This is a genomic window from Acinetobacter stercoris, from assembly GCF_900323515.1.
Lineage (GTDB): Bacteria > Pseudomonadota > Gammaproteobacteria > Pseudomonadales > Moraxellaceae > Acinetobacter > Acinetobacter stercoris.
Genome location: NZ_OOGT01000002.1, coordinates 1 through 15,239, shown reverse-complemented (window position 1 = coordinate 15,239; position 15,239 = coordinate 1). Strand labels below are relative to the sequence as shown.

15 protein-coding genes are annotated in these 15,239 nt (G+C 36.3%); 5 read left to right on the top strand and 10 right to left on the bottom strand.

What is annotated here, in order from left to right; translation table 11 throughout:
* Nucleotides 1-330 precede the first annotated feature (330 nt).
* Nucleotides 331-801 carry a hypothetical protein gene (locus KPC_RS00270; protein ID WP_121972453.1) on the top strand — a complete coding sequence of 157 codons (471 nt, stop codon included), beginning with the start codon at nucleotides 331-333 and terminating at the stop codon, nucleotides 799-801.
* A 21-nt stretch (nucleotides 802-822) separates the two neighbouring features.
* Here the strand turns inward: KPC_RS00270 and KPC_RS20940 are convergent, their stop codons facing one another.
* Nucleotides 823-1,344: a GGDEF domain-containing protein gene (locus tag KPC_RS20940; RefSeq protein ID WP_456049165.1), complete on the bottom strand. Its 522-nt coding sequence runs from the start codon at nucleotides 1,342-1,344 to the stop codon at nucleotides 823-825.
* Between the two features lie 1,276 nt (nucleotides 1,345-2,620).
* Between KPC_RS20940 and KPC_RS00260 the strand changes: the two genes are divergently transcribed.
* A complete protein-coding gene (locus KPC_RS00260) occupies nucleotides 2,621-3,271 on the top strand; it encodes an HAD family hydrolase (RefSeq protein ID WP_121972451.1) in 651 nt (216 codons plus the stop codon).
* Nucleotides 3,272-3,460: 189 nt separating this feature from the next.
* Here KPC_RS00260 and blaOXA read toward each other — a convergent pair whose 3' ends face one another.
* A complete protein-coding gene (blaOXA, locus tag KPC_RS00255) occupies nucleotides 3,461-4,297 on the bottom strand; it encodes a class D beta-lactamase (RefSeq protein ID WP_121972450.1) in 837 nt (278 codons plus the stop codon).
* 309 nt (nucleotides 4,298-4,606) lie between these two features.
* On the bottom strand, nucleotides 4,607-5,956 hold the full coding sequence (locus KPC_RS00250) for an MFS transporter (RefSeq protein ID WP_121972449.1): 1,350 nt from the start codon (nucleotides 5,954-5,956) through the stop codon (nucleotides 4,607-4,609).
* A 717-nt stretch (nucleotides 5,957-6,673) separates the two neighbouring features.
* On the opposite strand from KPC_RS00250, the gene omp33-36 reads away from it, so the two are divergent.
* On the top strand, nucleotides 6,674-7,567 hold the full coding sequence (omp33-36, locus tag KPC_RS00245; RefSeq protein WP_121972448.1) for a porin Omp33-36: 894 nt from the start codon (nucleotides 6,674-6,676) through the stop codon (nucleotides 7,565-7,567).
* Nucleotides 7,568-7,616: 49 nt separating this feature from the next.
* Here the strand turns inward: omp33-36 and KPC_RS00240 are convergent, their stop codons facing one another.
* The gene (locus tag KPC_RS00240; protein ID WP_121972447.1) at nucleotides 7,617-8,324 is read right to left on the bottom strand and encodes an ion channel; all 708 of its coding nucleotides are present in this window, start codon (nucleotides 8,322-8,324) and stop codon (nucleotides 7,617-7,619) included.
* Between the two features lie 181 nt (nucleotides 8,325-8,505).
* Here KPC_RS00240 and KPC_RS00235 point away from each other — a divergent pair, with 181 nt between their 5' ends.
* The gene (locus KPC_RS00235; RefSeq protein WP_121972446.1) at nucleotides 8,506-8,883 is read left to right on the top strand and encodes a hypothetical protein; all 378 of its coding nucleotides are present in this window, start codon (nucleotides 8,506-8,508) and stop codon (nucleotides 8,881-8,883) included.
* A gap of 53 nt (nucleotides 8,884-8,936) precedes the next feature.
* On the opposite strand, the gene pgsA is transcribed toward KPC_RS00235, so the two are convergent.
* From pgsA to KPC_RS00215, 4 genes are all read right to left on the bottom strand, one after another.
* Nucleotides 8,937-9,524 (bottom strand): CDP-diacylglycerol--glycerol-3-phosphate 3-phosphatidyltransferase, encoded by a 588-nt coding sequence (pgsA, locus tag KPC_RS00230; RefSeq protein ID WP_121972445.1) that lies wholly within the window; start codon nucleotides 9,522-9,524, stop codon nucleotides 8,937-8,939.
* 107 nt (nucleotides 9,525-9,631) lie between these two features.
* On the bottom strand, nucleotides 9,632-10,426 hold the full coding sequence (locus KPC_RS00225) for a thioesterase family protein (RefSeq protein WP_121972444.1): 795 nt from the start codon (nucleotides 10,424-10,426) through the stop codon (nucleotides 9,632-9,634).
* 115 nt (nucleotides 10,427-10,541) lie between these two features.
* Nucleotides 10,542-12,341 carry an excinuclease ABC subunit UvrC gene (uvrC, locus tag KPC_RS00220; RefSeq protein ID WP_121972443.1) on the bottom strand — a complete coding sequence of 600 codons (1,800 nt, stop codon included), beginning with the start codon at nucleotides 12,339-12,341 and terminating at the stop codon, nucleotides 10,542-10,544.
* Nucleotides 12,342-12,417: 76 nt separating this feature from the next.
* Nucleotides 12,418-13,305 (bottom strand): hypothetical protein, encoded by an 888-nt coding sequence (locus KPC_RS00215; RefSeq protein WP_121972442.1) that lies wholly within the window; start codon nucleotides 13,303-13,305, stop codon nucleotides 12,418-12,420.
* 188 nt (nucleotides 13,306-13,493) lie between these two features.
* Here KPC_RS00215 and KPC_RS00210 point away from each other — a divergent pair, with 188 nt between their 5' ends.
* Nucleotides 13,494-14,561, top strand: a complete 1,068-nt coding sequence (locus KPC_RS00210) for an AAA family ATPase (protein ID WP_121972441.1) — start codon at nucleotides 13,494-13,496, stop codon at nucleotides 14,559-14,561.
* A gap of 45 nt (nucleotides 14,562-14,606) precedes the next feature.
* Here the strand turns inward: KPC_RS00210 and KPC_RS00205 are convergent, their stop codons facing one another.
* The gene (locus KPC_RS00205; protein WP_121972440.1) at nucleotides 14,607-15,035 is read right to left on the bottom strand and encodes a hypothetical protein; all 429 of its coding nucleotides are present in this window, start codon (nucleotides 15,033-15,035) and stop codon (nucleotides 14,607-14,609) included.
* A partial coding sequence (locus KPC_RS20570) for a hypothetical protein (RefSeq protein ID WP_213065867.1) occupies nucleotides 15,007-15,239 on the bottom strand: 233 nt, incomplete at its 5' end. The genes KPC_RS00205 and KPC_RS20570, both read right to left, overlap by 29 nt.

Here is a 15,239-nt window from a genome sequence, read left to right as displayed (position 1 = left end):
TCACAACAACTTCTTGGGGGATATTCATGTCCTGCTTACCAATATTTAGAAATTAATCACACTCAAAATCTCTATTCCAATTCCGCCATTTGGGTAACCAAATTACAAGATAGGCAATATGGTAGTTTTAAAGCTAAATCAAAAAATGATTTTATTCAATATCGAACCAATTTATCTAATTCAAATCAAAGAATTATTAAATTAACACCTATACCAGCCTATAAGGAAAACACAACTTATTTAATAAGAAATAAATACTTGGAACAACAATATCCATCAGAATATTTAAGTTTGAAAATTTTATCCAAAACTTCTGTTGTTTAACCAAAATTGATTACCCCACCTATATTAAGTAGCTATGAATATAATGATGGCAATGATCAAACCCCACCCTCGGGACAAATTCAATTTAAGTTTATTGCCAATATAGACTCTAGAAATTATTTAGTACGGTTAAGGGTTTCACATTCAAAGGATTTCATAAATACGAGTGAGTTTATTTTAAAGCCTGATAAAGATGAAGAAAAAATACCAAATCAAAATCATAAATTTCCAGCAATAATTCATTCTAGCTTTGATATATGCAATTACGGGATTCAATTTAAAAAAAATGATCAATTTTGGATAAAAATAGATTTTATAACTCATGACGGAAAGATATTAATTGATCAACTGCCACCATCAAAAATTAACATTCAAAAATTACCTGATCAGGATCAAACTGTTAAAAATTTGGCTTTTTGGCAAAAAATATTAATCAAAGTAAAAGAGTTTATTAATCTCTTCTTTTCAATTTTATAAAATATCCTTTACTTGTGACGCTCACCCCGCCACAATATTCTTCCCTTTTGCTTTCGCCTTAAACAGAGACTCATCTGCTTGACTAAATAAATCATTCCAATCAGAAGCACCTACAGCAACGCCTATGCTCACTGAAACATTAAAATCCTGTAAAGAATCAGCTGCCATACTTTTTAGATTTGCAACTTCCATACGAATCTTTTCAGCAACTCCCAAAACTTGCTCATATTCCATTTGATCAATCAACACCAGAAACTCGTCACCACCAAAACGTACAATCATGTCTGAAACATTGACGCAGCTTTTCAAACATTCCGCTACTCGCACGATAACTGTATCGCCCCAGATATGCCCGTGATGATCATTGACTGCCTTGAAATTATCAATGTCGACCATGATCAGACTTAACTGATAAAAACGCTCAGGTTCCAGCTCCAGACGCTTCAAATACTCATCCAGTGCCAAACGATTTAACACCCCGGTCAAACGATCTGTATTGGCAATATTCTTTAACCTAAATTCCAGTGCATCCCGTTGATCCATCATATGTCTAAGCTTCTGTAATGCATCATACAAAGAATATCTATTAGTCAATGTTTCCTGCTGATTCTCATTGCCATGTTCATAACTATTGGTTAAATCCAGAATCATATTCCGTGCTTGAATCAGTGGTAAAAATACTTTCTTACGCGCATAAATCATCGTAAATAAAGCAGCAAATAGAGAAAGAATAGAAATAGAACTCACAAAAATGAATTGAAGCTGTGCTTCTCTTTCCTGGGTTTTCGCAAAATCAATGCTTTGCTTTAAAATATACTTTTGTAAATCAATGACCGTTAAAAACTTATCTGAAATTTCTTTAGTCAGATCAGTACCCCTTAAAAAGTAAGGTTGCGAATGCTGGCTCTCATCAATTAAACGCATCACCATAGGCATTCCCCGATCTATAAACTCTGTCTTCACCTTAAGATATAAATCAACAAATTCAACGGTTTTTTCCTGTTCTGGCTGGATTGCATTAGTTAAATGCCACAAATACACGACCTGTTTTTGAGTTTGCAATGACCGCGCAATATTATCACTTGGTAATGGCTGATTCATTGAAACATAAGCAATCACATTTGAAGCAACACGCCCTGCCTGATCCCTTAAGTCAGCAAGAATCAAAATCAGAGTGTAATAACTGGATATTGAGCTCTCCTTACTTTTTGACTGCATCATCACACTCTTAAGCAAGCTATAACTATAATCCCATACATTAAACATACTGATGATTGCATGATCAAATTGTGCAGAGGTACGTTCCTCAAAAGGAGTCTGAATATAGCGGTCTACCTCCTGTCGGCCTATATTCAGATGCTTACTTACAGTATTTTTTAAATCTATAGCTAATTCATTGAAACCAGACTTTTTTAATATTTCAAAAGTAAATTCAATTTGCCTATCAACTTCTGCCCTATATTGTTGAAGTCCATTAAAATTTTCTTCGAGTTCTTCTGAAGAACTCGACATCGCCAGATTTGCAGGTCCCCGTTCTCGGGATATTTTATTGGTTAGATCTGCAACAGCACTCAAACTTTGAATTTCAAATAAAGTTTGCTTGGATTTTTGGTAGTCAATATAACTACTCACTATTAATGGAATAGNAATAAATAATATTGAAAATATAATAATCAGCATTGAAATCAGTAAACGTCGACTGATCTGCTCAGAACGTAATGTTAACATTCGAAATACGCCCTCACATAAATGCTAAATGTAACTGTTTTATTTTTCTTAAAATAAAGAATATTATATTAATTTTAACTAAAATATAAAGATGATTAATACAATAATTTTTGATCTTGACGAAACCTTGCTAGATCGAACCAATTCACTTATCCATTTTTGCCAATGGCAAGCAAAACAACTCAATCTCAAAGGAATAAATAGAGAAAGGTTCACAAAGCGCTTTATAGAACTTGATGCAAACGGATCTGTCTGGAAAGATCAAGTCTATGCTCAGCTCAAACAAGAATTTGTGATTTCACAAACAGTAGATGAACTACTTTTTATCTACATTGAACAATTTCAAAACTTTTGTATTGCCAATCCTGAGGTAAATGAAACGATCATTAAACTGTATCAGCATGGCTATCAACTGGGCTTAATCAGTAATGGAAAAAACCCTTTTCAGGAAAATAATTTTAAGCATTTACAACTGTCTCCATATTTTTCTTCAATCATTGTCTCCGAGGCAGTTCAATTAAGAAAACCAGATCCAGCTATATTCTTATTGGCTTGTCAACAACTCAATGTACAACCTGAACAATGCCTTTTTATCGGAGATAATGAGATTGTAGATGTCCAAGGCGCACAACAAGCAGGCATGACTGCTGTCTGGTATAATCCTCAAAAACATTTATCTTCAACTACAATACAGCATAGTATCCAGAGCATGTCTGAGATATTTCACGTGATAACGCTTTGAATTTAAAAGATCAATCTAAAAAATAAATCAACTTAATAATTTTTCCCCATTTTACAATTCCGAACTCGTTGCGCATAATATACATACCAAATACATATTTGCTGATCTAGAGTGTCTTCCTCTGGATGTTTTCTCCCAAACAGAACATCCTTTTGTGCCCAGTCATCCCTTCTTATGACTGGGCTTTTTTTATTTTAGATAGAAAAATAATCCTAGTTTATCTAATGCATCTAAAGTTAAATCCTTACGAGCATTTATTTCTATTCCATCTTGCATTTTAAGATTTAGAGAAAATGCTGTAACTTTCCCGCTTTCTTGCTCTACCCATCCCGTATACCAACCCACCTGTGGTTCAACATCCATACCCCAACCACTTTTTGCATATAGCTTTGTATTACCCCGTTGCTCTACCAATAACATATCTTTCACCTGCTTTTGCACTTTACTGTCAAAAGCTAACCTTTCAGTTGCAAGATCATAAGCAAATCTGGCTTCCTGATTTGGAGTAATTTTTAATGGTCCCACCAGCCAGAAATTATCCACTGTCGTACCAATATCTGTATTACCAAAATTGATTCTTTTCACTTCCTGTTGCATCAATTGCAAACCTATTCTTCTCGCTAGTTCCTGATATACGGGTACAGCTGAAGCCTGCATCGCTTGTTTCAGCGTCATATCTTTCTCCCAAGCAGAAAAAGATCTCTTTTTCCCATCCCATTTAAATACTTCATCAGCCGTTGCCTTTTGATGCTGTAATCCAATCAAGGCATTTAACATTTTAAATGTGGATGCAGGAACATATGCTGTATCAGCACGTGTCAGCTCATTACCGTATTGCTGTAAAGATTGACCATCATAAGTCACAAAAACAGCTTGGACTTTAGCCTGATCAAACAATCCTTTTATTTCATCACTTCGAACCTTTGAAGGCTGGTATTGAGCTTTAGCTGGATGATGCAGGTCAGGAGATTGACAAGCTGATAGAAACAAACCCATCAAAGAAATAAGCAAAGTAATTTTTTTCATTAGAAATAAAGAACAAGATAAAAATCTTGAACAAAATTACGTGCTAAAAGATTTTATTTCCATAAAAAAAATTTTCTGGTTACATAATTTTCCATTATAAATGTAAAAAAATATTTACAAGCGCATCATTAAGGTGCACAATGCACCACATTGTAGCAAGTTAACTCCATTCCTCAGCAGGTTTGCTAACTTACTCACATATTTTGGCTAAAAAATCCCAGTTTTGAAAAAAATTGGGATTTTTTTTTATTTAATAAGCCAAATTGGTTTATAAAAACACCACCTTATCGCACCAAAATAGTGCGAAAACTATTCTGATATAAGTGCTTTCATATCAGTCTGGCTTCCTTTACGAATTATAAATACACAAATCAATGCCAGAACAAGTGGTAAAGCCAACGCAAAGAAATATCCATTTATTCCAAATCCAGCCAAAACAACTCCACCGATAGCTGATCCAATAATCGCACCTAACCTGCCCATTCCGATCGCCCAGCCTGTCGCTGTCGAACGGACTTCTGCCGGGTATACTGCGATTACTAAATAATTTAATGCCAGTTGTTGCCCACCAATACCAAAACCAGCGAGAGCAATTAACGCGAAAATAATTGCCCAGTTTTGGCTTTGAATCATTAAACCCAGTGCAATAGCAATACTAATTCCACAGCCGAACATAAAATACAAAATTTTAACGGTGTTTAATTTAGGCAAATAAAAAGCTAAAGGAATTGCAAAGCAAATAAATGCTGCATTGACAGTAACTGAGGCATAAGGTGCATCAATAGGATCAAGCCCTGCCTGTTTTAATATTGTTGGAAGCCATGACAGCAACATGAACCATGCAATCCAGTTAAAAAAGTAAGTCCCCCAGACACCCAATGTAGTTTTAGCCATTGTTTTTTGAAATAACACCGATAACTTGGCTGCTTCGATTTTTACTTCCTGAGTTTGAACCAGATGTGATTGTTTTAACTGAATAGGCTGTCCTGAAATTTTATTCAGTATCTGCTGGATACGCTTTGTATTTATCTCATTTGGTTTTTGTCGTAAATATTCCAACGACTCTGGCAAGATAAATAAAAGTGCTAACAATAAAATCAGGGGTATACCACCACCAATAAAATAGATACTCTGCCAGCCCCATACAGGCATAATTTTAGCAGCCAGTAATCCTCCTAGCATCGCACCTGCTGGTAAAGCCAGTAATACTCCTGTGGTTACAAGCCCTTTATAGCGTTTTGGAGAATACTCCGCAGCCAGTGCCAATAATACAGGCGTCGCCCCTCCCATCCCTAATCCAGCTAAAATACGCAACATAAAAATATGATCTAAATGTGTGACAAAACCTGTTAAAAATGTTGCTGTCGCAAAAATAAAGATACACAACATCAATGTTTTTCTTCGACCGAGCTTATCGCCTAACATCCCCAAACACATTGCCCCAACAGTCATTCCAATAATACCTGCAGTCAAAACAGGGGCTAGCGCTTTAGGAGACAAATGGAATGCATCGATTATTGCAGGTCCTGTGAATGCTACAGCCTGAGTATCGAAACCATCGAATAAAGCAATACAAAAACATAAGATCACCACCAGCCACTGATATCCTGAAAATCTCTGATCAATAGTTATGGCGATTTGGTTTTTTAAAACATCCATATTTCAAGTTCTCTCTAATTCCCTTAGATATCCCCACCTTAATTGAGATAGGATAAAAAACAATGATTTTAGAGGTATCAAAAAATACTTTATGAGTATGTAGTAACAACTTAAATTTTAGACAAAAAAAAGCCCAACCTTGGGGAAAGCTGGGCGGATAAAAAGTAAATCTTTTGATCTAATCTTAGATCTATTTGATGAGGCTATTATTAAAAAAAAATTGCTGTTTGTAAATCCGATCAATTCAATCAACTTTGAAATAATCATCGATTTTACAAATAGATGTGAAATAATATACATTTCAGCCTTTCGTTTGAATAAAAAACATACACAAATAATTCATAAAACTCAAAAAATTTGTTTTTCTTTAATCAATCTTTCAAAAAAGCGATAGAACTATTAAAGAAAAATGAAAAAAGGGCTACCCTTGGCAATGTTTTTACCAATAAAAGAATACAACTCAAGAAGTTTTATCAATAAAAAAAACTCACGTTTTCCTTATTAATTCCATTTTTTTCTATATTTTTCCATCAATATAATGTTGTTATCCCACATATTTTTTTAGGTTGACTTTCTTTTGCTCAATTGAGCAATTTTTAATCATAACTAAATCACCAGTAAAAGCAAACAGAATAATGTCTTTATACATCATTGACTTAATATATTGTTACAATACAATAACCTTCTGTTTACCCATTTCAACCTTTGGAAATGATTATGAAAAAACTCGGTTTAGCCACTGCTTTATTATTAGCCATGACCGGCGCTCAAGCTTATCAGTTTGAAGTTCAAGGTCAGTCAGAGTTCTATGACAATACTGCAAACAATGGCGGCAACTTCACTGGTGGTGTTCAAGGTACATATTACCTAAAAAACGTAGACTCTTCTAAAGGTCCACTTGCTGAAGCAGCTTTCTTAAACCAAGCGTCTAACGTTTCTGCTGCATATAATTATGCAAAATATAATGAGAAAAATGGTAGAGACATCGAATCTCATAACTATGGTGTGAAAGGTGAAGCATATTTCAACACTAAATATGTTCCTGTACCTGTGTACGCAAGTGCATCATACAACCACACAAATAACGACAGCCGTAACAATGTAACTCGTGATGACAACGGTGACCGTTATGCACTTGAAGTCGGTGGTGTTTTAGCTCCTAACTTCTTGTTAGCTGTTGGTTATACAAATGTTGCTGACCAATTCTCTCTTGATACCTTCGGTATCATGAAAAATGGTTTCATCGCATCTGGTATTGAATCGTCAAACGCAATCCAAGATAAAAATGATGCTGTAACAGCTCGTGCTAAATACGTAGGTCCTATCACTGGTACAAACATGGCAGTTGGTTTTGAAGCTGCTGGTACTTTTGGTGAAGAAAACGTTTATGGTTTAAAATCTGATCTTTACCTAAACCCTAAATTAAGCGTAGGTGCTACTTTCCTTGGTAGTGATGGTGGTGTTGGCCGTGTAGACCAAGCTTGGGGTGCAAACGTGAACTATTTCATCACTCCAGCTGTTGCAGTAGGTGTTAACTATCTTCACGCAAATACTACAGGTTCTAGCTACGATACAGATACTTTTGGTTTAAATGCTAAATACCGTTTCTAATTCTTTAAGAAATTGGTAATCAAAAAAAGGACTCATATGAGTCCTTTTTTTATTCATCAGAACTTTTTTCTATTCCTTTATTTTCATTTGGTCGAATTCTGATGTAGTGCATTGCGACTAAGCGTGACACAATCAAGGTTAGGTACATTACACCACAAAACATCTGTAACATTGCAAGCACACGTGCAAGCGGACTCACAGGCATCAAATCTGATAATCCAGTAGCTGATTGCAAACTAAAGCTGATAAATAACAAATCAACCCAGGTCTGTAATCCATGATAATTTGGGTTTGAAAAGCTATTTGGCACTATAAGCTGACAAATGTTATATAAGAATGCAAAAGCCCAAACAATCAGAGTAAATACAGCGCCAGCAGCAAAAAGTTCATCTTTGGTCACATATTTATCTGTAAACATATAGAGAATCAGTCCATAAGCCGCTGAAAAATAAGCGCAAGCATGAAAAATATCTGCGCTGACTTGCATAGTTAGTGAGTGATATCCAAGCAATATCAGAAAAGATAAAATAAGCGCCCCAACAACAAAAAATAATCCGAGTAAAGTATAAATAGGGGTTTGCCTTATGACTTTTGCGATAATGAGCAAAGCCAATATGCCTAATGACCAAGTGAATTCCTGAAAGGTTGCACTATGAGCAGTAAATACGGACAAAATTAAAATAAGTAGTTGAACCAGAAGCAACCATGCGGAAGGTAATAGTTTAAAACCTTTCCAGAAATCCATCAGTGCTCGCATATAGACATTCACCCTGTTGTGATTTTGCTTTACTTGTCGCTTTGGAAAATATCATATTTGCATAAAATGAATATAATCAAATTGTGCATCTTGATCTCGTTACAGAAGTTCTGAAAAAAATTAAAGACTTTCACAGAATTCCGATGAATACTAAAAATATTCCTTGTTATGGGCAATATAGATGAAAATTCGCAATTTATTTTTTTCTGCTTTGTGCACTCTTCTTATTGTAGCTTGTACAAAAACATCGCCTTATTTACAAACCAATACAGATTATATTGGTCAGTGGGAAAATGAAGTAAGTATTCTCAATATTAACAAAAATGGTGAAGTAAAATATTCACGTCAGGAAAAAGCAGAAACCGTATCCAGTCATGATGATATCAAAACATCAGAGTCATCCAGTATCAAGGCTCCTATCACAGAGTTTGATAGTTCTCACTTTCGAGTAGGTGGTGCAGAAGGAATTGGACAGAACTTTGTGATCAACAAAGCTCCATACCAGGAAAATGGTCAATGGAAAATGGTGTTAAATGATGAGGAATATACCAAAAAATAAATTTGAATCACTTAAAACAAAAAAGCTTAACCCTGAGGTTAAGCTTTTTTGTTTTAAGGTTGCTTAAGATAGGGCCAAGCTGCCTTCAGATAAATAAACATCGACCAGAGTGTTAAAATCACTGCTGTATAGAGTAGGATATATGCCAATGTTTCCAATGGTTGCCAATTCAATAAAAATACTGATATAGCAATCATTTGAAAAGCTGTCTTATACTTACCCACCGTAGATACTGCTACGCTTGTCCTTGCCCCTAGTTCCGCCATCCATTCACGCAATGCTGAAACGGTTATTTCACGTGAAATAATAACGATTGCAGCAAATGCCATAGCAATACTTGGTTTCCACTGAACCAAAACAATCAAAGCCGTTGCAACCATCAACTTATCAGCAACAGGATCAAGAAATCGTCCAAACGCCGATGTTTGGTTCAAAGAACGTGCCAGATAGCCATCAAACCAGTCCGTGACCGCCGCAATAACAAAAATGGCCGTCAAAATACTGTGTCTCAACATGCCACCTTCATGACCAGCAACACCAACAGCAGGTGGCCAATAGGCAACTAACAGGAAAACTGGAATCAACGCAATTCGAGCTAATGTTAAAATATTTGGTATGTTCAGGATACGACCTGTAGTCATAGACACCGCCAGTTTGTCCCTTTAAATGCATCTATTTGAACTAAAATCTTTGCAAATGACCTTATTCAACTCATGCATCACTTTATACGAAATGGATTACACTGTCACTAGGTAAACACGGTTACTGTCTGTCTAGAGATCGCAATTAGCTGATTATTTTCATCCCAAAAGTGCGCATATTCTGTTGAATATCCTTGCATTGCATAATCAGTAAATACTTTATATTTAAACCAAGCATCTAAATCATGATTCAAAGGATGAATAAAACTGATGTGCCATGTAAGTGAGCTTGATGGTGCTGGCATCTTGAATAAAGGTAAAACACCTGGTGGCCAGACATCCAGTAAAGTGACCACATCAGATACGTTCATTTTCCGTTGTCGGTGTAGCTCAGGATCAAAGCGGAACCATCCACCAAAATCTGGCTGTTCACTGGCAGTCAGTGGATAGTGCCCTTCAGCCCATGCCAATTGAAATTGTTTAAAGCATTCGGGAGTGGGGACACTTTTTGGCATAATATTAAGGTGTGCAACATCTGGATAATCTGGAGCAATCCGTTCCTGGTAAACTTCAATAGTAGACTCACGAGGCGTTCCAAAACTTGCAATCAAAATACTTTGAACCGCATCATGCTGCCATAAACGGACTTCTATAGTCGTTACTGATTTCCCTTGTCTCAAAATTTCCGCTGTCAACTTTACGCTTTCTTCTTGTACAGGACCGACAAAAGTAATGCTGGTACTAAGCAGCTTTTTATGATCATCATTTACTGTATGTACAGCCTTATACAAAAGCATTCCTGCAACCAGTCCACCATAAATTGTTCGCCCCTGAGACCAGCCTTTGGGAATATCAACCCATTCTTTGTTTTCAATATCCTGATAAATCTGCTCAAGTGACATCAACTTTCCCTATTTTTTTCATTAAATTTATATTAACGTGTCACTTAATGAGGTAAATAGCTAATGACTATAGAGTCAATGATTGTTTTAGCAAATCGTTCCTGTTTTCTCGATATTATTCATGCAATATTTTATAAATCGTTCGAGCCATAACTTCTCCCAGTCCAGGAACCAGAGTTAACTCTTTTTCAGATGCTTTGAGTACCCCTTGAATCCCGCCAAAATGAGTCAGTAAATCACGACGACGTTTAGGTCCCAAACCTGGAATAGCTTCAAGAACTGAACCCGCCCTACGTTTATCTCTTTTTGCACGATGTCTGGTAATCGCAAAGCGGTGTGCTTCATCACGTACCTGTTGAATCAAATGCAGAGCTTTATGATCCTCGGGTAATTGGATCTTGGTACCATCAGTAAAATGTAGTGTTTCCAGCCCAGGTTTACGCCCCTCTCCTTTAGACACACCAACCATAAAGGCTTCCAATCCAAGCTCCTGCATAACTTCCATCGCCATATGTAACTGCCCTTTACCTCCATCAATCAGAAGTAAATCTGGGAGCATATGCTTTTTATAACGGCGAGTGAGTGCCTGACGCATTGCTGCATAATCATCACCAGCAGTAATATCCTGAATGGAAAATTGGCGATAATCACGTTTACGAGCACCACCTGCATCGAAGACCACACATGATGCAATTGTTGCTTCTCCCATCGTGTGGGAAATATCAAAACATTCAATACGATCTATTGGACGACCGACCACCTGTTCCAACTGATAAAAACGTTCATTTAGTTCAAGATGATTGGCAAGTTTTCCTTTTATCGCGTGCTGGACATTCATCTGAGCCAGCTCAAGCCACTCTGCACGAGTCTCCCTGACATTATGTTTAATATTAATTTTCTTTAAAAACTGTTGCTGAAAGGCCTGTTCCATCTCTTTGCGATTTGGCAATGCAGTATTAATAATCAGCTCTGCTGGAACTTCGTCTGCTACCTGAAAATAAAAGTTTGCCATAAAGTCAGAGAGCATTTGTCCCAGATCATCTCCGAGCATATCAGGGAAATAGCTTTTACCACCTAGCATTTTCCCATTACGTACATGCATAATCTGGACACAGGTTACGCCTGCCTGATAAGCGATCGCTAAAATATCAGCCTCGCCTTTAACCTTATAAATCGCTTGTTGAGCCTGAACATCCCTGAGTAGAGCCATTCTGTCACGATAGAAGACCGCTTTTTCAAACTCCAGGTTTTCAGCTGCCTCTTCCATTTTTGCTATCAATTCCTGATTAAGCTCTTTGGTATCACCCTGTAAAAAACGGATTGAATTATTCACATCCTCTTTATAATCTTCTGGTGAAATCAATCCCACACAAGGAGCGGTGCAACGTTTGATCTGATATTGTAAACAAGGTCGTTTACGTTGCGAAAAAAAACTGTTCTCACACTGACGCACATTAAACAGTTTTTGTAATACCAAAAGCGTATCACGCGCATTATAGGCACTAGGGTATGGACCAAAAAATTTGCCAACCTGATGTTTACCTTTACCCCGTCCACTGGCAATACGCGGATAGGGCTTATCTGCTGACACGAAAATATAGACATAGGATTTATCATCACGCAACATAATATTGTATGGCGGACGATGCAGTTTAATCAGATTTTGTTCAAGTAATAATGCTTCAGTTTCAGAACGGACAACCAGTGTCTCGATATCATAAATTCGTGCAACCAGTGCCTGCGTTTTAGGATGCTCAATCGTTTTCACGAAATAACTGGACACGCGATTTCTTAGATTTTTGGCTTTTCCTACATACAGTAGCTCACCATCTTTACCTAGCATTTTATAAACACCAGGAAGCTGAGTCATATTTGCCAAAATTCGTTCTATGTTCTCGCGTGCGTTTTCGTTCACAGTAAAATTCTAAAACCTAAATATAAAACTTAATTTAGGTTCTATCATACGATTTTCAAGGCTTTTGTAGCGAATACTATTTTTGCTGAGCTGTATTTAATTTTTCAAATGGCTGATTCACGGCATCAAAGGCAGTTTTATTCATTAAGTCACAAGAAAAGCCATCTTGATTTTCATTAAATAACTCATTTTGTGGATGATAATATCCCCAATACTCTTGTCCATTCACGTTCAATTTTACATTTGCGGTATCGGAAAGGCCGTTCTCACTATTTTTAAATTTGACCCAGTTAATATTACTCCAACTCCCTGAGGCTTCGATTTCCGAATTTTCTGGTTTGGAAAAATTATCAACATTTGTATAAAATTCAATGAATTCCTGACTATTTATTACACTTTGCTTTTGCCAACAGATCGAACCTTCAGGGAATTGCAAAGAGGTATAAGATAGATCAAATAGGGCAACTACGATTTGACCTTCTATAGTACTTTTCAGTTTATGAAGCGGATTATTACTATCCTTAAGTATATCTAGACCAGAAACATCTATTTTTTTGTATTGATAGGACAAGGTTAATGGATGATCCGAGACAGCATTACTGACCGTATATTCGAGCTTTCCATCATTAAATAAAGCATTTTCACCAATCAAGTAAGTATTGTTCTTTTGCTTGGGTAGTAAGGTCGTAGATATACCATCCTGAGTTAAAAAACTCCTCAATGCTTCCGTAGCAAAATCTGGCTCTATTGCATACTGGATAGTTAAATTTTTATTCTCATCTATATGATAAGTTTTGACATTAAGATTGAAATTTAAATCATAATTTCCATCATAACCATATAAAGTGGTGGTATTTGCAACTAAAGCGGCATTTGGGCTGGTTACTGTTGATGAATCATTTGATCCATCACCACAAGCAGACAAACTTAATACTGATAATATAATGCAAAGTTGTTTATTCATTTTACGTGTTCGTTTTAGATTTATTGTGGGAAATATTTGAATCGATTTTTTAATATTTGGCAAGTTTTAAATTCAAAGGTTATTTCCAAACCGAGTTTATTCCAATCATGTCATTGCTTAAAACTATAAGATACTTACTGTAATTTTGTTATGCTGAATTAGTCTTTTCATCTCAGGAACAGGGCTGCATGACCAATACCAATCCTGCACTACATGTTGTGGCAACAAATACTTCATCTCAACTTTCTCAAAAAGATCGCTTGATTGGTCAACCTCGTTTTCATTTTGAACCACATGATGTTATGCAGTTATTGCGTGCTCGCATTATTGGACAAGATAAAGCCCTAAGCGAAATCGAAAAAATGTTATATGTCGTCAAAGCAGATTTTTCCAGCTCAGAACGACCGCTATCTGTCACGCTAATGCTCGGACCAACTGGTGTAGGAAAGACTGAAACTGTTCGTTTAATCAGTGAAGCGATTTATGGTCATGCTGATGCATTTTGCCGTGTAGACATGAATACATTGTCACAAGAACATTATGCTGCTGCGATCACTGGTGCTCCCCCTGGCTATGTCGGATCAAAAGAAGGTCATAGCTTATTTGATGAAACTGCAATCACTGGTAGTCATACCCGTCCTGGTATCATACTTTTTGATGAGATTGAAAAAGCCAGTAATGAAGTGATTCGTGGGCTAATGAATATACTGGATACAGGTAGGCTTACTCTTACATCTGGTACTAAAACCATTGATTTTCGCAATTGTATGATCTTTATGACCAGTAATATTGGTGCTCAGGCTGCCCAGCAATATTTGGATAAACTTAATCTTTTACCTAAAACATTACAACAAGCCTGTTTAAAGCGAGTCCCGACTCAAACCATTATTGAAAAAATCATGTTTCGGAAGTTTGATCCAGAATTTATTAATCGCATAGATCGAACTTTGCATTACCAACCTGTACAAGAAAATGCCTTACCTCAATTGGTAAATATTGAGATAGAAAAACTGAATAAACGTTTAACTCATCAAAAACGTCATATTATCTTGACAGATGCTGCAAAAGCATATTTCTATCAAGAACATGACATCCGTTTTGGTGCGCGCCATTTAGCCAGAAAAATCAGAACCGAGCTAGAACCTCTATTGGCAATCCATTTTTTAAATCACCCAGAACAATTACAGATTGTTTTAGATGAAAAAAATGGACAATTATCCATTAAAGAAAAATCATCCACTTCAACTAGTTCATAATTTTTGGATAAATCTGACTGCTCTCAATCAAGAAACTTAAAAAGCTTACTCACCTACAGGAATCGAGAGTACAGGTTGAGTACTCTTTTGACCATAAGAAGGTTTAGTTTGTTTCATCATTTGTTGTTGATAATCTTTTTCTGAAATAGCGCCTCGACTTTTTGCTTTTTGTAATGACTTTAATTGCTGATCAGTTTCCTCTGCCTGAAGTGCTTGGATATCATTATTTTTCAAAAAATATTGTGATCTTTCAAAAGAACTCATGTGAGAAGTATTTACCCGATTTTCATGCATCTTTACAGCATTGGCTTCACGTTGTTTTCTGGTTTCCTGTTCTTGCTGTTTTGATAGTTCAAAAAAGTTTACGTTCTCCTCCCCATGACGACCGTTCTGATTTTCAGCGTTCTGTAAAAAAACATAAGACTGGGGTTGCTTAGATGACGATTCAGCATAGACTGCTGGAACGGTCGTCATGGGGAGGAGAACGTAAACTTTTTTGAACTATCAAAACAGCAAGAACAGGAAACCAGAAAACAACGTGAAGCCAATGCTGTAAAGATGCATGAAAATCGGGTAAATACTTCTCACATGAGTTCTTTTGAAAGATCACAATATTTTTTGAAAAATAATGATATCCAAGCACTTCAGGCAGAGGAAACTGATCAGCAATTAAAGTCA